20 protein-coding genes are annotated in these 17,980 nt (G+C 70.0%); 8 read left to right on the forward strand and 12 right to left on the reverse strand.

Going from position 1 to position 17,980, the window contains the following annotated elements; translation table 11 throughout:
* Positions 1 to 87 precede the first annotated feature (87 nt).
* The 3 genes from GH747_RS03740 to GH747_RS03750 form a co-directional block, all read right to left on the reverse strand.
* Entirely contained in the window at positions 88 to 291 is a 204-nt protein-coding gene (locus tag GH747_RS03740; protein WP_149768189.1) for a (2Fe-2S)-binding protein, read from the reverse strand.
* 116 nt (positions 292 to 407) lie between these two features.
* The gene (locus GH747_RS03745) at positions 408 to 701 is read right to left on the reverse strand and encodes a GlsB/YeaQ/YmgE family stress response membrane protein (RefSeq protein ID WP_194842879.1); all 294 of its coding nucleotides are present in this window, start codon (positions 699 to 701) and stop codon (positions 408 to 410) included.
* Between the two features lie 184 nt (positions 702 to 885).
* The gene (locus tag GH747_RS03750; protein ID WP_149768190.1) at positions 886 to 1,389 is read right to left on the reverse strand and encodes a hypothetical protein; all 504 of its coding nucleotides are present in this window, start codon (positions 1,387 to 1,389) and stop codon (positions 886 to 888) included.
* A 323-nt stretch (positions 1,390 to 1,712) separates the two neighbouring features.
* Here GH747_RS03750 and GH747_RS03755 point away from each other — a divergent pair, with 323 nt between their 5' ends.
* Positions 1,713 to 3,011 carry an exo-beta-N-acetylmuramidase NamZ family protein gene (locus GH747_RS03755; protein WP_149768191.1) on the forward strand — a complete coding sequence of 433 codons (1,299 nt, stop codon included), beginning with the start codon at positions 1,713 to 1,715 and terminating at the stop codon, positions 3,009 to 3,011.
* Positions 3,012 to 3,026: 15 nt separating this feature from the next.
* Complete coding sequence (locus GH747_RS03760) at positions 3,027 to 4,805, forward strand: serine hydrolase domain-containing protein (protein ID WP_149768192.1); 1,779 nt, start codon at positions 3,027 to 3,029, stop codon at positions 4,803 to 4,805.
* Here GH747_RS03760 and GH747_RS03765 read toward each other — a convergent pair.
* Complete coding sequence (locus GH747_RS03765; protein ID WP_149768193.1) at positions 4,738 to 5,865, reverse strand: alanine/ornithine racemase family PLP-dependent enzyme; 1,128 nt, start codon at positions 5,863 to 5,865, stop codon at positions 4,738 to 4,740. The two genes, GH747_RS03760 and GH747_RS03765, sit on opposite strands and share 68 nt — an antisense overlap.
* Positions 5,862 to 6,986: an N-acetyltransferase DgcN family protein gene (locus GH747_RS03770; protein ID WP_149768194.1), complete on the reverse strand. Its 1,125-nt coding sequence runs from the start codon at positions 6,984 to 6,986 to the stop codon at positions 5,862 to 5,864. The genes GH747_RS03765 and GH747_RS03770 overlap by 4 nt, the downstream gene beginning before the upstream one ends.
* Before the next feature lie 228 nt (positions 6,987 to 7,214).
* Here GH747_RS03770 and GH747_RS03775 point away from each other — a divergent pair, with 228 nt between their 5' ends.
* Together GH747_RS03775 and GH747_RS03780 are read left to right on the forward strand one after the other, a co-directional pair.
* A complete protein-coding gene (locus GH747_RS03775) occupies positions 7,215 to 7,730 on the forward strand; it encodes a putative immunity protein (RefSeq protein WP_149768195.1) in 516 nt (171 codons plus the stop codon).
* Between the two features lie 93 nt (positions 7,731 to 7,823).
* Positions 7,824 to 8,267: a VOC family protein gene (locus GH747_RS03780; protein ID WP_149768196.1), complete on the forward strand. Its 444-nt coding sequence runs from the start codon at positions 7,824 to 7,826 to the stop codon at positions 8,265 to 8,267.
* A gap of 30 nt (positions 8,268 to 8,297) precedes the next feature.
* Here the strand turns inward: GH747_RS03780 and GH747_RS03785 are convergent, their stop codons facing one another.
* From GH747_RS03785 to GH747_RS03800, 4 genes are all read right to left on the reverse strand, one after another.
* Complete coding sequence (locus GH747_RS03785) at positions 8,298 to 9,095, reverse strand: CYTH domain-containing protein (protein WP_149768197.1); 798 nt, start codon at positions 9,093 to 9,095, stop codon at positions 8,298 to 8,300.
* Positions 9,096 to 9,207: 112 nt separating this feature from the next.
* A complete protein-coding gene (locus GH747_RS03790; protein ID WP_228552760.1) occupies positions 9,208 to 9,504 on the reverse strand; it encodes a DUF1905 domain-containing protein in 297 nt (98 codons plus the stop codon).
* Positions 9,501 to 10,106 (reverse strand): hypothetical protein, encoded by a 606-nt coding sequence (locus GH747_RS03795; protein ID WP_149768198.1) that lies wholly within the window; start codon positions 10,104 to 10,106, stop codon positions 9,501 to 9,503. Before GH747_RS03795 ends, GH747_RS03790 begins: the two co-directional genes overlap by 4 nt.
* 21 nt (positions 10,107 to 10,127) lie before the next feature.
* Entirely contained in the window at positions 10,128 to 10,475 is a 348-nt protein-coding gene (locus GH747_RS03800; protein ID WP_149768199.1) for an iron chaperone, read from the reverse strand.
* 180 nt (positions 10,476 to 10,655) lie between these two features.
* Between GH747_RS03800 and GH747_RS03805 the strand changes: the two genes are divergently transcribed.
* A complete protein-coding gene (locus tag GH747_RS03805; protein ID WP_149768200.1) occupies positions 10,656 to 11,294 on the forward strand; it encodes a LysE family translocator in 639 nt (212 codons plus the stop codon).
* On the opposite strand, the gene GH747_RS03810 is transcribed toward GH747_RS03805, so the two are convergent.
* Complete coding sequence (locus tag GH747_RS03810) at positions 11,260 to 11,916, reverse strand: hypothetical protein (protein ID WP_149768201.1); 657 nt, start codon at positions 11,914 to 11,916, stop codon at positions 11,260 to 11,262. The genes GH747_RS03805 and GH747_RS03810 overlap by 35 nt on opposite strands.
* A 102-nt stretch (positions 11,917 to 12,018) precedes the next feature.
* Here GH747_RS03810 and GH747_RS03815 point away from each other — a divergent pair, with 102 nt between their 5' ends.
* A complete protein-coding gene (locus tag GH747_RS03815) occupies positions 12,019 to 13,038 on the forward strand; it encodes a phosphatase PAP2 family protein (protein WP_149768202.1) in 1,020 nt (339 codons plus the stop codon).
* Here the strand turns inward: GH747_RS03815 and GH747_RS03820 are convergent.
* Positions 13,035 to 13,433 (reverse strand): DUF4446 family protein, encoded by a 399-nt coding sequence (locus GH747_RS03820; RefSeq protein WP_228552761.1) that lies wholly within the window; start codon positions 13,431 to 13,433, stop codon positions 13,035 to 13,037. The two genes, GH747_RS03815 and GH747_RS03820, sit on opposite strands and share 4 nt — an antisense overlap.
* Before the next feature lie 22 nt (positions 13,434 to 13,455).
* Here GH747_RS03820 and GH747_RS03825 point away from each other — a divergent pair, with 22 nt between their 5' ends.
* Together GH747_RS03825 and GH747_RS03830 are read left to right on the forward strand one after the other, a co-directional pair.
* The gene (locus GH747_RS03825; RefSeq protein WP_149768203.1) at positions 13,456 to 14,664 is read left to right on the forward strand and encodes an arginine deiminase; all 1,209 of its coding nucleotides are present in this window, start codon (positions 13,456 to 13,458) and stop codon (positions 14,662 to 14,664) included.
* A gap of 893 nt (positions 14,665 to 15,557) precedes the next feature.
* Positions 15,558 to 17,000: an MFS transporter gene (locus tag GH747_RS03830; RefSeq protein ID WP_149768204.1), complete on the forward strand. Its 1,443-nt coding sequence runs from the start codon at positions 15,558 to 15,560 to the stop codon at positions 16,998 to 17,000.
* Between the two features lie 56 nt (positions 17,001 to 17,056).
* On the opposite strand, the gene ygiD is transcribed toward GH747_RS03830, so the two are convergent.
* Positions 17,057 to 17,929 (reverse strand): 4,5-DOPA-extradiol-dioxygenase, encoded by an 873-nt coding sequence (gene ygiD / locus GH747_RS03835; RefSeq protein ID WP_205602743.1) that lies wholly within the window; start codon positions 17,927 to 17,929, stop codon positions 17,057 to 17,059.
* Positions 17,930 to 17,980: the final 51 nt, after the last annotated feature.

The following is a 17,980-nucleotide window of genomic DNA, read 5'->3' on the forward strand; positions in this document are numbered from 1 at the left end:
TTGTACCTCCGGGGTGTGGCGGCTCAGACCTCGATGCTGGCACACCAAAGCCCATCCGGAAACCCGGATGGTTCGGAGGGTCAGGCCTCAGCTCGCTGCGCCGTCGGCCTCCAGGAGCTCGTACTCGTCACGCTCGTGCCGGCAGACCAGCGCCTTGACGGAGAAGATGCAGGCACCGCAGTCCTGCGCGGCCCCGGTGGCTCGGCAGACGGCCCCGACCGTGCGCGCGCCAGCAGCGACGGCGGCATCCACCGCTTGGTCGCTGACGACCTTGCACTGACAGACGATCACGGCCCACTCCGTTAACAAGCCCAACCTAAGTTTGCTGAGGTTAACCTAACTTGGTGGTCCGAGGGAAGAGGCAGCGGGGTCCGAATCGACCGAAAGGTACGCCGCCGGCCGCCCTGTCAGCCCCTGTGCTGAGGCCCCGCCGTGCGCGAGCGGACGAGCCGCCACAGGAGCAGCGCGACGACCGCGCCGAGGATCGAGAAGATCAGGCCGCTCGGCTGGAAGAACCCCTCGTCCTCGTCCCAGCCGAACAGGAGATAGCCGCCGAAGCCGCCGATGAACGAGCCGACGATCCCGAGCAGCATGGTCTGCCACCACGCCATCGGGTCCGAGCCCTTGACCAGCAGCCGGGCGAGATAGCCCGCGATGAGGCCGACGACGATCAGGTAGACCACGGTCCAGAAGTTGAACATCGCGCCCCCTCGGGGTTGTCCTCGCGTCGGTGCGGTCAGCGACAACCTCATCATCACACCGGGGGTGAGCGTGGGTGAGGAGGCGCGACGGGGGGTCTCGATACGGCCCTCGCCTAGCGGCTCGTGCCTACTCGACCACCAGGGGGGGCTAGCGGCTCGTGCCTACTCGACCACCGGAGGGGTGCTAGCGGCTCGTGCCTACTCGACCACCGAAGGAGCGGCCAACGGTGCGCTTCGGCTCGGCGAGGTGGCGGCGCGCCATGTCGAGCGCGGCCTTCAGGCCCTCGTACACCTCGTCCTGGAGCTGCTTCAACTGGTCGCCGTCCGCGGCGCCGTTGAACCGGCCGATTGTCCGTCGGGCTCCGGACAACGCCTTCTCGAGGTCGCTGTCTCCGGTGAGGATGTACGCCTGCCCGATCGCCGAGCGGGCCCGCGCGTTGCAGCGGTAGGCCTCTTGGCGGATCAGGTCGCGCTCTGACTCGGGACGCTGCTCCAGACGTGACTTCACCCGGTCGTACGTGGCACGCGAGTAGTCGAATAGCGAGTCGTAGCACTCGGCGTACACGCGGAGGCGTGCCTCGAGAATGCGGCCCTCACGGTCGGTTCGGTGCTGCGAACGCCCGGCCAGCCAGACACTCACGAGGGACGTCGCGAAGCCCATGCCCGCGACGACGACCGTCGGATCCATGGCCGGACAGTAGCGGACTGGGGGGTCTCGATACGCCCTCGCCCAGGGGCTCGGGCTACTCGACCAGCGAGGGGGTGGGCGGGGCTCGGGCTACTCGACCAGCGAGGGGGTGGGCGGGGCTCGGGCTACTCGACCAGCGAGGGCGTGGGCGGGGCTCGGGCTACTCGACCAGCGAGGGGCTGGGCGGGGCCTCGGCCCCGCTGTTCGCCCTTGACCGCAGCGACAGCCGCCCACTACGTTCGCGGCAAGTTGTGAAATTCGCCACACATTATCGCCACGTTATGCAAGACGTTTCGCCACGACCCTCGATCACGGGAGAAACCATGCGACGTAGGGATGTTCTCGCCGGCATGCTCGGAGCGGCCAGCGTGCCGGTCCTGGGCGGCATGACCGCCTCAGCCAGTGCCAACCCCGGAGGCAACGGAGTGGGCCCGAAGGTCCGCACCGGCTTCGAGACGCTTGCCGCCTCGGGCTACCAAGAGCTGCGCGGACAGCGCGTCGGGATGATCTCCAACCCGACCGGCATCCTGCGCGACCTGACGCACGAGGTCGACGTCCTCGCGGCCAGTCCGGAGGTCGACATCGTCGCGGTCTTCGGCCCCGAGCACGGGTTCCGCGGGGTCTCGCAGGCCGGCCAGGGCCAGGCGTTCTTCATCGACGCCAAGACCGGCCTGCCGGTCTACAACGCGTACAACGACGCCGCCCGGATGTCTGACCAGTTCGCCGAAGCGGGCATCGACACCGTGGTCTTCGACATCCAGGACGTCGGCGCCCGCTTCTACACCTACATCTGGACGATGTACCTCGCGATGGAGGCGGCCGCGGAGCTCGACCTGCGGTTCGTCGTCCTCGACCGCCCGAACCCGATCACCGGGCTGCAGGCGGAAGGTCCCGTCCTCCACCCGGAGCACTCCACGTTCGTCGGGCTGAAGCCGATCGCCCAGCAGCACGGCATGACGGTCGGCGAGCTGGCCCAGCTGTTCAACGGCGAGTTCCTCCCGCCCGCCATCGGCAAGAAGGTCGACCTGACGGTCGTACCGATGAGGAACTGGTTCCGCGACATGTGGTTCGACGAGACCGGGCTCCCGTGGGTGCTCCCGTCGCCCAACATGCCGACCGTGGACACGGCGACCGTCTATCCCGGTACGGCGCTGTTCGAGGCCACCGCCCTGTCGGAGGGGCGCGGCACGACCCGGCCGTTCGAGCTGATCGGCGCACCGAACATCGACCACCGCTGGGCCGACGCGCTCAACGACCGGGAGCTGCCCGGCGTGCGCTTCCGCGAGGCGTACTTCACGCCGACGATCTCCAAGCAGGCCAACAAGGTCTGCGGCGGCGTCCAGGTGTACGTCGAGGACCGCGACGCCTTCGATGCCATCCGCACCGGCCTCGCCATGATCGTGACCCAGCGTGAGGTGTTCCCGGAGTACGGCTGGCGCAGCCAGGACGTCACCTCGTTCTGGCTCGACAAGCTCACGGGAACCGACCGCGCCCGCCTCGTCATCGACGCGGGCGGGGACGTCGACGAGATCGTCGCCGGGTGGCAGGCGGACCTCGCCGACTTCCGGCGCAAGCGCGAGAAGCACCTCATCTACCGCCGTACGCGTGGTGGCCGGAACTAGGGCGGAGGAGACGTCATGCGTCGTACGAGCTGGGGCGTCGCCCTCGCGGGGGCAGTCGTCGTCGGCGCCCTCGCCTCACCGGCAGGAGCCGACCCCGCGCAAGGAGACCAGACCGGCCCGCCGACGGTGACCGGGGCGGACGTCAAGTTCTCCCCCGATCGCAAGCTGCGCGAGGGGAGCCCGCGGGACGCGGGCCTCCTCCCGGAGCACATCGCCCGGATCATGCCGGACCTCGCCGCCTATCTGCAGACCACGCCGGAGAACCCGAACTTCCCGATGTACGCCGGGGCGGTCGCGCTGGTCGCCAAGGACGGCGTGATCGTCGAGCACGGCGCGGTGGGCGACGCAGTGCGGTACGCGAGCGCCGACGGCACCGAGCTGCCCGAGTCCGAGCAGATCCCGATGACGGAGGACACGCTCTTCGACCTTGCGTCTGTGACGAAGCTGTTCACCGTCGTCGTCGCACTGCAGCTGGTGGACCAGGGGCGCGTCGACCTCGACACGCCGGTGGCCCACTACCTCCCGGAGTTCGCCCAGAACGGCAAGAGCGAGGTCACGGTCAGGCATCTGCTGACGCACACGTCCGGCCTGCGGAGCTGGGTCAACCTCTACTCGGCGTACCCGACTCCCGAGGCGCGCATCGCGGCCGTGTACGCGCAGACCCTCGTGACTCCTCCGGGCACGGCGTACGTCTACTCCGACCTCGGCCTGATCACGCTGGGCAAGCTCGCCGAGCGGGTCACCGGCCAGACCCTCGACCGGCTCGTGGCCGATCGCATCACCAAGCCCCTGCGTATGACCGACACGATGTTCAACCCGCCGGCGTCCTTGAAGCACCGGATCGCGGCGACCGAGGACATGTCGTCGATCGGCCGCGGCATGGTCCACGGCGTCGTGCACGACGAGAACGCCTGGTCGCTCGGCGGCGTCGCCGGTCATGCCGGCCTGTTCTCCACCGCGAGCGATCTCGCTGTCTTCTGCCAGATGCTGTTGAACGGCGGCGAGTACGGCAAGACGAAGATCCTGTCCGAGGAGATCATGCGGGAGGCGATCACCGACCAGAACGTCGGCATCCCGCCGGCGATCACGTCCCGCCGGGGTCTCGGGTTCGAGCTGAACCAGCCCTTCTACATGGCGTCCGTCGACTCACCCGTGACGTTCGGCCACACGGGCTTCACCGGCACCTCGCTGGTCATCGACCCGCTGTCCCGCTCGTTCGCGGTCCTGCTCACCAACCGCGTCCATCCCAACCGCGCCTGGGGCTCGAACAACGGCGCGCGACAGTCCGTCACCCGCAACCTCGGCCGCGCCATCCCGGTGCGGCCCGCGGTGGGGCGTACGGCGTGGTTCGCCGGTCGACCGACCGCCACGACGCACACGCTGACCGCCCCGCTCGCCCGTCCGGCGGCCGAGGGCGCGCGGCTGGCGTTCCGGCTCTGGTACGACACGGAGGCGGACTACGACCTCGGACGGCTCGAGGCCTCGAGCGACGGCGGCGCGACGTGGCAGCTCGTGCCGCTCGACTTGGTGGCGAAGGACGCCCGCTGGACTGACGAGGGGACGTTCTCCGGCTTCTCAGGACGCCAGTGGCTGAGGGCGGGCGCCACCCTGCCCACGGGTGCGACGCACGTGCGCTGGAGCTACACCGGTCTGCGCACCACACCGTCCCGCGGAAGGGGTGTGTACGTGGACGGCGTGCATGCCGGTGACGACGGCGGCGTGCTGTTCAACGGCCAACGGCCGGCCGACGCGGCGCGCTTCGTGGCCTCGGGATGGGAGGAGTCGTCCGACTGACGGACTCCTGCTTGGTCACGAACGGGGACGTCATCGCGCGGACGAGGGCGCCGTACCCGAGTCCGAACGCGACCTCGTCGCCGACCGTCACGTCGTGGTCTCCCACGTCGATCACCAGGTGGTCGCTGCTGGCGGCCAGGACGACCATGCCCGGTGGTGCGACGAGGCCGTCCGGGTCGACGTCCTGCCGGCCGATCGCCGCGATCGCCTGTCGGACGAGGCCCGGACGGACATCTCGCTCCGGCTCGTGACCGAAGGCGGTCTGGCCTCGGGCACCCCAGGGCTGCGCCGGCTTCGTCTTGACCTCGATCAGCTCCGCCACGAGCGTGAACGCATCGGTGCGCAGGCCGTCGATGGGCCGCCGGTGCAGCGGCTCCGTACCCAGCAGGATCGACTCGCCCAGACGCAGGTCGTCGATGCGGCCGACATCGCTGGTGGCCAGAGCCCAGTCGAGGTTGGCGGAGTTGCCGCCGGTCACGACCGTCAACCGGTCACCGACCGCTCCCTCGACCTTCTCGACCAACCCTGTCAGCTCGTCCATCTTGGTCTGGTCGGGGACGACGCCGCTCCGGCACGCCAGGTTGGTGCCGAGCCCGACCAGTCGCAGACCCGGTCGGCGGGCGGCGGTGACGGCGAGGTCGACCACCTCATCGACGGGTACGCCCTCACGCAGGTCACCCAGCTCGACCATGAGCACGACATCGTGGGTGGTCCGCCGGCCGACGGCAGCCGCTGAGAGCGCATCCAGCACCGACGCCTCGGTGTTGAGACTGAGATCGGTGTCGCGGACGACGTCGTCGACCTGGCTCAGCATCGGGGACCGGATCAGCATGACCGTGGCATCGGTGCCACCAGCGCGCAGCCGCGCGACGTTCTCCATCCGCGCGTCGCCGATGCCGCTGGCCCCGCCGCGCAACATCGCTGCGGCGACTCCCGGCGACCCGAGGGCTGCCTTCGAGATGCCGGTGACTCGGATCCCCCGCGGTGCGAGGCGCGCGACGAGGGTGCGCGTGTTGTGCGTGATCGCGACGAGGTCGACGTCCAGCCGCGGTGCCGTCACCGGCTGCTCGAGGCTGACGTCGCCTCGAGCTCGGGGAAGGAGAGCAGGACCATCTCGACGAGCTGGTCGAGGGGTCGGGTCAGAGGATCGGTGGCGGGCACGCCGAGCTCGAGCTCGATCTCGTCGATCGCGGCACCGATCTCGCGGTCGGTCATGTGCTCGTGGTTGACCGTGACGCCGATGACCCGGGTGTCGGCGAAGGCCTCGATCAGATCCACCTCGCTGGCGACCGAGGGCATCGGGACCATCGGGAAGTCTCCGAGCACCTTGCGCTTCGGCGCGTGCTGGACGATGACGCCCGCGGGCCTGCTGCCGCGAAGGATGTGGGCGGAGGTCAGATAGGCGGGGTGGCTGAGTGCACCCTGGCCCTCGACGACGATCACGTCGGGATCCTCGCCCTCGAAGGCGGCGACGACCTGGTTCTCGACCTCGCCCGAGCAGAACTGCGGGACCAGCGCGTCGAGCGCGACGCCGTACCTGCCGCCCTGGATCAAGGTGGTCTGACCGGTGCCGACCATCACTGCTCGGATGCCGCGAGCGTTCAGTGCCTGGACCAGCAGGGTCGCCGTCGTGCGCTTGCCGATCGCCCCGTCGGTGCCGAGCACGGCGATGCGGGGGCAGGTCACGTCGAAGATCCGCCCGGAGAAGAGGTGGAGGTCCTTCTTCTCCTTCGGGCGGCGGATGTCGGTGATCGTCACACCCGCGAGGAGGCTGGCGGCGACGAACTCGGCGTCGTCGTTCAAGAACTCGTGGAGCCCGTTGATGATGTGCATGCCGCGGGCGATGCCGTCGAGCAGGACCACGCGCTGCTCAGCCGACAGCAGCCCGTCGGCCGGAGCGACCCCGCAGATGAGGTAGTCGGGGACGTGACCTGCGTGCGCGATGGCCTCAGCGAGGTCGGCGAGCACGGGGATGCCCTTGGGGGTGCCGTCGAGGAACGACCCGGCGTCCACGCCGGCCTGCAGGCTGTCGATCACGCTGAGGATCTCGTACCGCTCGGAGTGCCGGACGAGGCCGTTCGCCGTCTTTCCGTCCTGCTCGCCGAACTGCCCCTCGCAGTAGACGATGGCCGAGGTGCCGATCGGCGTTGAGGCATCAGAGCAGGGGGCAGCGGGGTCCATGAGTCTCCTCGAGGTCATTCAGAGGAGGCGTCAGAAACGAAAGAGGCCGTTGAAGGCCGGACGGTCGACAAGAAGTCTTCCCTGATAGCCGGCAAGCTGCCCGCTGCGCTCAACCTAGCAGGCCCCCGCGGTCGACCTCGACGGCACGAACCGCTCACGCCGATAGGTTGTGAGCATGCTGATCGCCGAGGAGAGCGCAGCGGCGCGTTCGGCTGAGCGGGTACGACGGTGATCCTGCCGAAGGTGCGTGACCCGCGCTTCATCACGATCCGGCGCGGGGGCACCCTCACCGACGCCGATCACCATCTCCTCGCCCTGTGGGCGGCCGAGTGCGCCGAGCACGTGCTTGGGCTGTTCGAGGCTGTCCGCCCCGACGACCCGCGACCACGGCAGGCGGTCGAGGGCGCTCGTGCGTGGACGCGGGGTGAGCTGAAGATGATGGAGGCGCGCGCCGCAGGCGGTCACGCGATGGGCGCAGCGCGGGACCTGAGCGGTGCCGCGCGATTCGCCGCGTACGCCGCCGGGCAGGCCGGCGCGGTCGCGCACGTGGCCGCCCATCAGCTCGGTGCCGCCGCCTACGCGATCAAGGCCGTGCGGGCGGCTGCACCCGCGGGAGAGGCGGAGGCGGCCGGGCGGGCTGAGTGCCGGTGGCAGCGGGGTCGCCTGCCCGAGGAGATCCGCGAGCTCGTGCTCGACGACCAGCGGCTCCGCAACGAGATCTGCTGGTCGGTCTTCGAGGTCTGACCACGCCGTCCTTGCCGGCGGCGCGCGCCCACGGGCGTACGTGTCGGTGGCTCGTGCCAGTCTGATCTGACCGCAAGCGCGTGGAGGTGTCCCATGGCTGTGACCTACCAACTGACGATCGACTGCACGTCGCCCGAGCTGCTCACGCAGTTCTGGGCCGAGGCGCTCCACTACAGCGTCGTGCCTCCACCGCCAGGCTTCGGCTCCTGGGACGACTTCTACCGGTCCATCGGTGTTCCCGAGGATGAGCTCGGCGATGGCGCCGATCGCATCGAGGATCCGAACGGAGAGGGCCCGAGCATCTGGTTCCAGGTCGTTCCCGAGAAGAAGTCGATCAAGAACCGCATGCACATCGACGTCAACGCGAGCGGTGGCCGCGCCTTCGACCTCGCGATCCGGCGCGAGCGGGTCGAGGCCGAGGCGACGCGGCTCGTGGCTCTCGGCGCGACCCGGCTGCGGACCGCCTTCGAGGAAGGGCTCGATCACTACGCGGTGGCGATGACCGACCCCGAGGGCAACGAGTTCGACGTCTTCTGAGCGGGTCGCTCCGCGCCAGCTCAGCGGTGGTCAAGACGCGGCAGCGCCGGACCCCGGCCCTGAGGCTGCCAGCTCCTCGGCGAAGAACCGCAAGGCCGTCTGTGTCTTGGTCTGCTGCTCGGCGAGCATGTTGATCCCCCGGCCGGACAGATAGGCGCGAGTCTCCGCCGCGACCTGGAAGGCTTCATCGATCGAGCACTTGGTCGAGAGCTCGAGGATCCGGGAGCCGTCCGGGTAGGTCCACAGCTCGGCAACGAGTCGGCGGCCGTAGTCAGCCGGTGCGAACTTCAGCTTGTGGACGGCGATCGGTCCCAGCACGGCAAGCTCGTCGAGCTTCACTCCCGCCGGGGCATGCGCGGCGTACAGTGCGCGCTGGTCCTTGGAGAACAGCTTCCGTACGGGGCTGCGGCCGGCCACCACATCCTTGATGATGCTGTCCCCGGCAGCCGCCTTCAGCGAACCGGAGCACACGAAACCGCCGGGCATCGCGTCGACCTCGACCGAGAACCCAGGGACGTTCCTCGTCGCGTCCGGGATCCTCTCCGGGTCGAGGGGGCGCAGCTTGATCACGCTGTCACCCGACTTGCGCTGGATCCGGCGCGCGCGCACAACGACGCCGTGCTGATTGAGGGTGAGATCAGGGGTGTCGAAGAACACAACCTGGCGCATCTGGGCTTCGAGCGGGTCCATCTCGAGCGCGGCGATGGCCGACCGGCGGTCGACATCGGGCACGCTGACCTTCAGCTCGACGCTGTCCGCCCCTCTGACCAACCGCAGCGCTTGCGCGAGCTGCTCCGAAGACAGCCGAGAAGCCTCGTCCGAGGTCATTGCCATGTCTCCTCCTGCGCTCAAGGGCGTCGACGACTGACGGCACCGTACCCCGCGGACCCCTCACTCGTGTCGGGATCAGAAGGTCATCCGTGCCGCGCCCAGCGCGCGGCTACTCGCGCCCCACGCGTAGCTCTGCGGTCAGCACCTGGCCGAGCTCGATGCGCGCGGACCGGCGTACGACGTCCTTCAGCGGCAGGAGGTAGCGGCCGTCCTTGGGGAACAGTGCGGTCGTGAACTCGACGCCGTTGACGCGCACGACCACCGGCACCTGGCCCCAGTACTCGATGCCCTTCGCAGCGAACTTGATGTCGTCGCTCTCGTCCTCGGGGATGGCGAGGAAGTAGTACGGCGCGGGACCCCGCCACTCGATGACGGGACCCTCGAACGCGAAGTCCATACCGTTCATCGAGCCACCTCAACGGACTCGACCGCGCCGAGGACGCGGTCCGTCGTACGCCCCCCGCCGCGGCGCCCGAGCCCCGGGCGGTCGCTGGGGTTGCGCCAGAAGTGGTGCACGACCGCGGTCACCGGGTAGGCCGCGGCGGCGTCGGCCATCATCAGGCTCCCCGCCGACCCGTCGACCACCATCCGGTCGCGCCCGTCGACCCGCTCCGCGCGGACATCGCGTACGTCGGACCAGGGCACGTTCTCGACGCCCTCGGCCGTCAGCACCGACAACGTGTCAGGCGTCAGTCGGACGAGCACGACCTTCGGCCGGCTCGAGAACAGCGACGCAACCACGCCTCCCACGAAGACGGCGGCCATCAGGATCCCGACGGAGAACGGCAGCCACGCGGGCACGGTGCCGCGGCGTGAGCGGACCGGAGCCGTCGGGCCCTCCGTGAAGAACGTCGGGGCCGCGTGGTTGAGCACGAGCACCGTCAGTGCGCCGAGGATCAGCGCCGGGACCGCGTAGCCCAGCATCGCGAGCACCCGCCGCGGGGCGCGTGCCTCCGCGAGCAGCACGCCGTACCGGGTGACCCACGTGGCCTGGCTGCGTCGCGACACGCCGACCAGTATCGCCGACCGCTAGGCGCTCTCCGCGTGCTGCTTGCCCAGGGCGGCGGCGACCTGCTCGATGAGGTCGTACGGGATGGGGTCGCGGTAGGGGAAGCGCACGCTGTCCTTGCCTGAGCGGTACGGCGCGACAGTGGTCTCGAGGCCCGGCTCGAGCACGGCGACGGGATAGATGCCGAGGTGCTTCTTCCAACCGGCGAGGTGCAGCGCGTACCGGCCGCCGATGATGAACGCCGCCATCCCGTACCGGATCTTCTCCGGCGCCCCGGGGAGGCCGCGGCGGGTGGCGTCGGCTGCCCGCGCGACGGGCTCCCGTACGTCGTCGGGCAGGCTCGCGATGTAGTCGTCCACCTCGCTCATGGGGCCAGTCAAGCAGGGGGTCTCGATACGGGCTCGTTCCTCGCCCTACTCGACCAGCGGGACTTGGTCTCGATACGGGCTCGTTCCTCGCCCTACTCGACCAGCGGGGGGCGGGGATCTTTGCGCGGCCTGGCCGGAATGCGGGTGCTGCGGCGAGCGGCCCTCTGAAACCATGAACGCATGATCGACACCGCCGCCGCCGTCGGGATCACCCTCGTCGCGCTCGGCATGGTGCTCACGCCGGGGCCGAACATGATCTACCTCGTCTCCCGCAGCATCAGCCAGGGCCCGGCCGCCGGGCTGGTGTCGCTGCTCGGCACGATGGTCGGCTTCGCGGTCTACATGGTGATGGCGAACGTCGGGCTCGCGGCGGTGTTCGTGGTCGTCCCGTGGCTCTACGTCGCGCTCAAAGTCGCGGGAGCGGCGTACCTCTTCTGGCTCGCCTGGAAGACCCTGCGCCCGGGCGGCCTGTCCGCGTTCGAGGCCCGCGACCTGCCGCGAGACTCCCACCGGCGCCTGTTCACGATGGGGCTGACGACGAACCTGCTCAACCCCAAGGCCGCGATCATGTACGTCTCGTTGATCCCGCAGTTCGTCGACCTCTCGCGCGGTGACGTGGTGATGCAGGGGTTCGCCCTCGGCAGCATCCAGATCACCGTCAGCGCGGTCGTCAACGCGACGCTGATCGTGGTCGCCGGCGCGATCGCCGCGTTCCTCACGCGACGCCCGGCGTGGATGGCCTGGCAGCGCCGGGTGAGCGGCAGCCTGCTCGGCCTCGTCGGCGTCAAGCTCGCGGTGGAGGCGCCGAAGCCGGCGTGACGTCCTGCAGCGCGTCCACGATGCCGACGACCCGGTCCTCGCCGCGACGCCGGCCGATGGCCTCGCGGTCGGCGGGGTGCTGCAGGAAGTGCTCGACCACGGCCACCGCCGTACGGGCATCGACGAGGTCGACTGCCAGCAGCGTCGTCTCCGCGCCCTCGACCACCGCGCGTACGGCGACCCGCTTGCGCCCGTCAATCTCCTCGAGCGCCACGTCGACCACGTCCTCCCAACGCAGGGTGACCTCGGCCGCCGGGCGCGTCGCGCTCCGGCCCGACGGGAGCACCGAGAGTCCGTCCGCACGAAGCCGCAGGATCGCTCGTACGTCGCGCGGTCTACGGAGGGAGAGGAACACGACACCGCCCATGAGGCTGAGGAAGGCGATCCCGCCCCCGAGGGTGATCCACGCCGACCGCGGCCCGTACCTGCCGCCGGTCTGCGCATCCGCGCCGTCCGTGATCAGGGCGATCGCGCCAGCCCCGGCGTACAGGAGGCCGAGCGTCCCGACCACGCCGACGATCGCCAGGACGTACCACAGCTGCCCGAGCGGGCGGGGGGTCACCGCCTCGACGAGGAGGGACCACTGGCGATACACCCAGCGCGTACGACGTTGCTTCGGCACGTGCCTCAGTATCCGGCACACCGCATGCGCGATGCTTATCGCGTCGCGTCTGACACCGGTGACGCATAACGTAGGACAGAAGTGCGGATCAGGAGGCGTTGGGTGGACGACACGACTCGTGATCTGACGCGCTCCGACGCTCCGTTGACGTCGCGCCGGCGTCGTGCCACGGCGATGATCACCTTCGTCGGCGGCTTCGCGCTGTGGCTCACCTTCGTCGGGCTGCCGACCGACGTCGTCCAGATCGTCGCGTGGCTGTGGGTGCTGACGATCGCCTGGAACATCGGCGAGGGCTGGCGCTCGCACCTGCAGTTCCTGCGTGACTGGTGGGGGCCGGTCGCGTTCCTCCTCGTCTACCTCTACAGCCGCGGCCTCGCCGACGAGCTGTTCGCGATGCCGGTGCACTTCTCGGAGCCCGTCCGGTTCGACGAGTGGCTCGGTGGCGGCACGACTCCGACGCGTCATCTGCAGGAGTGGCTCTGCGACCAGCCCTGCTCGGCGGGCGGGTCAGCACCCCACTGGTACGACGCGTTGCTCACCACGGTCTACTTCACACACTTCATCGCCGGTCTCACGATCGCCGTCGTCCTGTGGATGGTGAGCCGGCGCGAGTGGGTCATGTGGATGCGCCGCTACCTCGCGATCAGCTTCGGTGCGCTCGTGATCTACATCCTCTACCCGATGGCGCCGCCGTGGATGGCGTCGCAGGAGGGCTACCTCAACGACGAGGTCGTACGCCTCACCGGCCGCGGCTGGTCCACGTTCGGGCTCGGCGGGTTCCACCTCGCGCTCGCCAACGTCGGCAACCCGGTCGCGGCGATGCCGTCGCTCCACGCCGGGCTCGCGGCGCTCATCGCGTTCTACGGAGTGCAGCGGCTGCGTTCGAGCTGGCGGTGGCTGCTGCTGCTCTATCCGCTGGTGATGTCGTTCGCGCTCGTCTACTACGCCGAGCACTACGTCATCGACATCATCGCCGGCTTCGCGCTCGCGGGAGCAGTGCTCCTCGGCTGCAACGCATGGGAGCGAAGGCGTGGCGAGGAGGCCCGCTCCGTGCGCCGCCGGCGGCACACGCACGCGCCACCGCAACCGCAGCCCCCGCAGCAGAGGTCGACCTCCGGCTAGCGTCGCCGCGCCTCCGCCAGCGCCCGCTCCTCCTCGGGCGTCAGCGTCTGCTCGCTCGTCCACGAGCTGACGCTCTTCGCGTACGTCCGGGTCTCGTTGCGCCCGTGGATGCTGGTCAGCACCACTCCGGATCCGCCGTCGTCGACCAGCGCGAGGCTCCACGACAACGCGCCGCCGGTGTCGCCGAACGCGTCGTACCGGACCACCGCGAGGTTCCGCAGCGCGTGCTCCTGAGCCTGCGCCAAGGCGGCGACCTCACGCCGCAGCGCAGCCGTGTCGCGGGGAAGCCGATCGACCGGCCGGCTGCGCGAGCGTACGCCCCGCGCCGCCGCGAGCGTCACACCCAGCGCGCCGAGGGCCACCACGAGGGCGACGACCGAGATCACGAGAGTCACCCGGTCAGCCTAGGGTGAAGAGATGGACGAGAGCGTCAACCCGCCGGGCGTCGCGAGTGAGGTCGGCCGTCTCCGCACGGTCATGCTGCACCGCCCCGGCCCCGAGCTGAAGCGGCTCACCCCCCGCAACAACGACTCGCTGCTGTTCGACGGGTTGCCGTGGGTGGGTCGGGCGCAGGCCGAGCACGACGTGTTCGCCGACGCGCTGTCCGACCACGGGGTCGAGGTGCTCTACCTGCGCGACCTCCTCGTCGAGACCCTCGCCAACCCCGCCGCGCACGCGACGGCGGTCGCCGACGTCACCTCCGACCTGCGACTGGGTGACACCGTCGCCGAGTACCTCATCGGCGCACTGACGACGTACGACCCCGAGCGCCTCGCCCACATCCTCACCGCCGGCCTGCGCAACGACGAGCTCGACGGCGTACACAGCGTGGTGACCGCCCTCCTGCAACCCGACGACTTCCTCATCGACCCGTTGCCCAACCTCCTCTTCACGCGTGACTCGTCCGTGTGGCTCCGCAGCGCGGTGGCGCTGACGAGCTTCGCGATGGCGGCGCGTGACCGCGAGTCGCACCTGACGCAGATCGTGTACGAGCACCACCCGCGGTTCGCGCACGTCCCCCGCATCCACGGGCCGCACCTCGAGCACCTCGAAGGCGGCGACGTCCTCATGCTCGGCAGCGGGGTGATCGCGGTCGGCGTCGGAGAGCGTACGACGCCCGCTGGGTTCGAGCGCCTCGCTCGCCAGTGCTTCGACCACGGGCTCGCCACGACCGTCCTCGCCGTGCCCATCGCCCAGGACCGCGCCACCATGCACCTCGACACCGTCGTCACGATGGTCGACGTGGACGCGGTCGTCATGTACCCCGCGGTCGCCGACACGCTCCGCGCTTACGCCGTCACTCCCGGCGGCGGGTCGACCCTGGACGTCGCCGAGCCGATGCCGTTCCTCGAAGCAGCCGCGAAGGCGCTCCAGATCGACCGGATGCGCGTCATCGACACCGGCCTCGACGCGGTGACCGCCGAGCGTGAGCAGTGGGACGACGGCAACAACACGCTCGCGATCGCGCCGCGGCTCGCCGTCGCGTACGAGCGCAACGTCGAGACCAACGCACGGCTCGAGGCTGCGGGGGTCGAGGTCATCCGGATCCCGGGGTCCGAGCTCGGTACGGGCCGGGGCGGGCCGCGCTGCATGTCGTGCCCGATCGCGCGGGACCCGCTGGAGTAGTCGCCGGTCGAGGTCCGCGCCCGCCGGTCGATGTCCGCGCCCTCCCGCTGGTCGAGGCGCGAAGCGATCGAGACCTGGTCTCGATATGGGCTCGTTCCTCGCCCTACTCGACCGTCGGGGGAAGGGCCGGGGTCGGGGCGCTGGGCCTTCCCGCTGGTCGAGGCGCGAGGCGATCGAGATCTGGTCTCGATATGGGCTCGTTCCTCGCCCTACTCGACCGTCGGGGGAAGGGCCGGGGTCGGGGCGCTGGGCCTTCCCGCTGGTCGAGGCGCGAGGCGATCGAGACCTGGTCTCGATACGGGCTCGTTCCTCGCCCTACTCGACCGTCGGGTGGAAGAGCCGCGGTCGGGGCGCTGTGCCCCCCCCCGCTGGTCGAGGCGCGAGGCGATCGAGATCTGGTCTCGATACGGGCTCGTTCCTCGCCCTACTCGACCGTCGGGTGGAAGAGCCGCGGTCGGGGCGCTGTGCCCCCCCCCGCTGGTCGAGGCGCGAGGCGATCGAGATCTGGTCTCGATATGGGCTCGTTCCTCGCCCTACTCGACCATCGGGGGATGGACCGGTCTCGATATGGGCTCGTTCCTCGCCCTACTCGACCATCGGGGGATGGACCGGTCTCGATATGGGCTCGTTCCTCGCCCTACTCGACCGTCGGGGGAAGGGCCTGGTCTCGATACGGGCTCGTTCCTCGCCCTACTCGACCGTCGGGGGAAGGGCCTGGTCTCGATACGGGCTCGTTCCTCGCCCTACTCGACCGTCGGGTGGAAGGGCCGCGGTCGAGGCCAATCAGCCTGAGCAGAAGCCGGGGTGCGGGAATGAACGCGCACCACCTACGGTTGGTTGCCATACGGAACTAGGTCGCAGTCGGTGGCCTCCACACGCCAAGGGGGCTCTCGGTGATCTCGTCCGCGCGACGCTCGAACTATCGCGTCACCCTCGCCGTGCTCAGCGTCGGCGTGGCGTCGTTCGCGCTCGTCCAGTCGCTGACGATCCCGGTCCTCCCGCGGATCCAGGACGAGCTCGGCACCGACCCGACGACGGTGACCTGGGTCGTCACCGCGTACCTCGTCTCCGCCTCCATCTTCACGCCGGTCGCCGGGCGCCTCGGTGACGCGATCGGCAAGGAACGCGTCCTCGTCGCGGCCCTGGCAGCGCTCTCGGTCGGCTGTGTGGTCGCTGCGCTCGCGCCGAACATCGGCGTGATGATCGCCGCGCGGGTCGTCCAAGGCGTCGGTGGTGGCGTCATCCCGCTGTCGTTCGGGATCATCCGCGACGAGTTCCCCGAGCCGAAGATCGCCGGAGCGATCAGCTTCACGTCCGCGCTCCTCGGCGCCGGGGGCGGGCTCGGGACGGTCGTCGCCGGGCCGCTCGTCAATACCTTCGGCTACGCGTGGCTGTTCTGGCTGCCGGCCATCGTCACCGGCGTCGCGGCCGTGGCCGCCTGGCTGCTCGTGCCCGAGTCCCCCGTACGCACGCCCGGTCGCATCCCGCTGCTGCCGACCCTGCTCTTCGCCGGCTGGCTCACCGCGCTCCTGATCGGGATCAGCGAAGGCTCTCGCGAGGGCTGGGGATCCGCTCTCGTGGTCGGGCTCGTCGTCGCCGCGGTGGTCGTATTCGCCGGTTGGGTGGTCGTCGAGCAGCGCGCCACCGTCCCGTTCATCGACCTGCGGATGATGCGGCTGCCTGCAGTGTGGACGGCGAACCTCGTGGCGTTCCTCGTCGGTGTCGGCATGTACGCGTCGTTCGCCTTCACGCCGCGCCTGCTGCAGACCGACGTGGACGTCGCCGGGTACGGCTTCGGCGCCACCGTCACCGAGGCTGGCCTGCTGATGCTCCCTGCGTCGGCCGGCACGTTCGTGATGGGGCTGGTCTCCGCGCAGCTCGCCCGCATCCGCGGCGCGAAGCCGGTCGTCGTGATCGGGTGCGTCGTCGCGGCCGTCGGACTGGCCGCGATCGGCCTCGTCCACGAGCAGCCCTGGCAGACGGCGGTCGCGAGCGGCTTGTTCGGGCTCGGTCTCGGCGCGGTGTTCGCGAGCCTCGCGAGCCTCGTCGTCGCCGCAGTGCCGCCGGAGCAGACCGGAGTGGCGAGCGGCATGAACGCCAACATCCGTACGATCGGCGGCGCGGTCGGCTCGGCCGTGATGGCCACGATCGTGACCGGCCACCTCGGACGTGGCGGCGAGCCGCACGAGTCCGCGTACACGGCGGGCTTCCTCTTCCTCGGTGCGGCGCTCCTCGTCGCCGCACTCGTCGCGCTGGCGATCCCGAGCATGTCGTCGCGCGAGCTGGAAGACGCTCTCGAGGCGGAGCCCGAGCCGGAGCACGTCTTGGCTGACTGAGTCTCGCGGACTGACGTCGGTCACCTCCGCCGTACCGTCGGGGCGGGGAGGGACGCTCAGATGTTGGAGCCGTCCGGCGGTGCGTCGGGGGTGGGCGGAGTGCCGGCACCTGCTGCGCCGTCGGCGGGTGGGCAGTCCAGGTCGAGCGTGTACGCGGTCATCGACAGCGACCCGTAGGTGTAGCCGTCGACCAGCACCTCCGCGCCACGCCCGGTCTCGTCGGCCATCCCCGCGAGGTAGAGCAACGGGAGGAAATGGTCCGGCGTCGGCACCGCGTGACGGTAGTCGGCGTGCGCGTCCAGGGTCGGGATGTTCGTCGGGTTCTCGGCCATCAGCTGCTTGGCCGACTCGTCGAAGCGGTGCGCCCAGTCGTACCCCTCGTCCGGGAGGCCCCAGTTCATGCCGCCGAGGTTGTGGACGACGTTGCCGCTGCCGAGGACGAGGACACCGTTGGCCCGCAGCGCATTGAGCTTCTGGCCGAGGTCCAGGTGGTAGTCGAGCCCCTTGTCCGCGTTGATGCTCAGCTGGACGACGGGGATGTCGGCCTGGGGGAACACGTGCGTGAGCACCGACCAGGTGCCGTGGTCGATGCCCCACGAGTCCTTGTCCTCGCCGCACCACGTCGGGTGCACGGCGTCGGAGACCTCCTCGTACAGCTCGGGCATGCCTGGCGCGGGGTACTGGACGTCGAACAGCTCGCGCGGGAAGCCGTAGAAGTCGTGGATCGTCCGCGGGCTGCGCATCGCGGTGACGGCGGTCGCGTTGATGTACCAGTGCGCGGAGACGACGAGGATCGCGCGCGGCGTCGGGAGCGACTCGCCGAGCGTGCGCCACGCTTCGGTGTAGCGGTTGCGCTCGAGGGCGTTCATCGGGTTGCCGTGGCCGATGAACGCGGCAGGCATGAGGGAGGGCGTTGCGGCATCGACCATGCCGCCATTCTCCCGTACGGGTCGGAATAGCGTGCAGGTAGTTGACGCTTC

It is taken from the genome of Mumia xiangluensis (genome assembly GCF_010994095.1).
GTDB classification, from domain to species: Bacteria; Actinomycetota; Actinomycetes; order Propionibacteriales; family Nocardioidaceae; genus Mumia; species Mumia xiangluensis.

Excerpts from the sequence above, each read along its gene's own strand:
- GH747_RS03745 (WP_194842879.1), bottom strand. The coding sequence starts at position 701 with ATGTTCAACTTCTGGACCGTGGTCTACCTGATCGTCGTCGGCCTCATC.
- GH747_RS03750 (WP_149768190.1), bottom strand. The coding sequence starts at position 1,389 with ATGGATCCGACGGTCGTCGTCGCGGGCATGGGCTTCGCGACGTCCCTC.
- GH747_RS03755 (WP_149768191.1), top strand. The coding sequence starts at position 1,713 with ATGCGACGTAGGGATGTTCTCGCCGGCATGCTCGGAGCGGCCAGCGTG.
- GH747_RS03760 (WP_149768192.1), top strand. The coding sequence starts at position 3,027 with ATGCGTCGTACGAGCTGGGGCGTCGCCCTCGCGGGGGCAGTCGTCGTC.
- GH747_RS03770 (WP_149768194.1), bottom strand. The coding sequence starts at position 6,986 with ATGGACCCCGCTGCCCCCTGCTCTGATGCCTCAACGCCGATCGGCACC.
- GH747_RS03780 (WP_149768196.1), top strand. The coding sequence starts at position 7,824 with ATGGCTGTGACCTACCAACTGACGATCGACTGCACGTCGCCCGAGCTG.
- GH747_RS03785 (WP_149768197.1), bottom strand. The coding sequence starts at position 9,095 with ATGACCTCGGACGAGGCTTCTCGGCTGTCTTCGGAGCAGCTCGCGCAA.
- GH747_RS03790 (WP_228552760.1), bottom strand. The coding sequence starts at position 9,504 with ATGAACGGTATGGACTTCGCGTTCGAGGGTCCCGTCATCGAGTGGCGG.
- GH747_RS03800 (WP_149768199.1), bottom strand. The coding sequence starts at position 10,475 with ATGAGCGAGGTGGACGACTACATCGCGAGCCTGCCCGACGACGTACGG.
- GH747_RS03805 (WP_149768200.1), top strand. The coding sequence starts at position 10,656 with ATGATCGACACCGCCGCCGCCGTCGGGATCACCCTCGTCGCGCTCGGC.
- GH747_RS03825 (WP_149768203.1), top strand. The coding sequence starts at position 13,456 with ATGGACGAGAGCGTCAACCCGCCGGGCGTCGCGAGTGAGGTCGGCCGT.
- ygiD (WP_205602743.1), bottom strand. The coding sequence starts at position 17,929 with ATGGTCGATGCCGCAACGCCCTCCCTCATGCCTGCCGCGTTCATCGGC.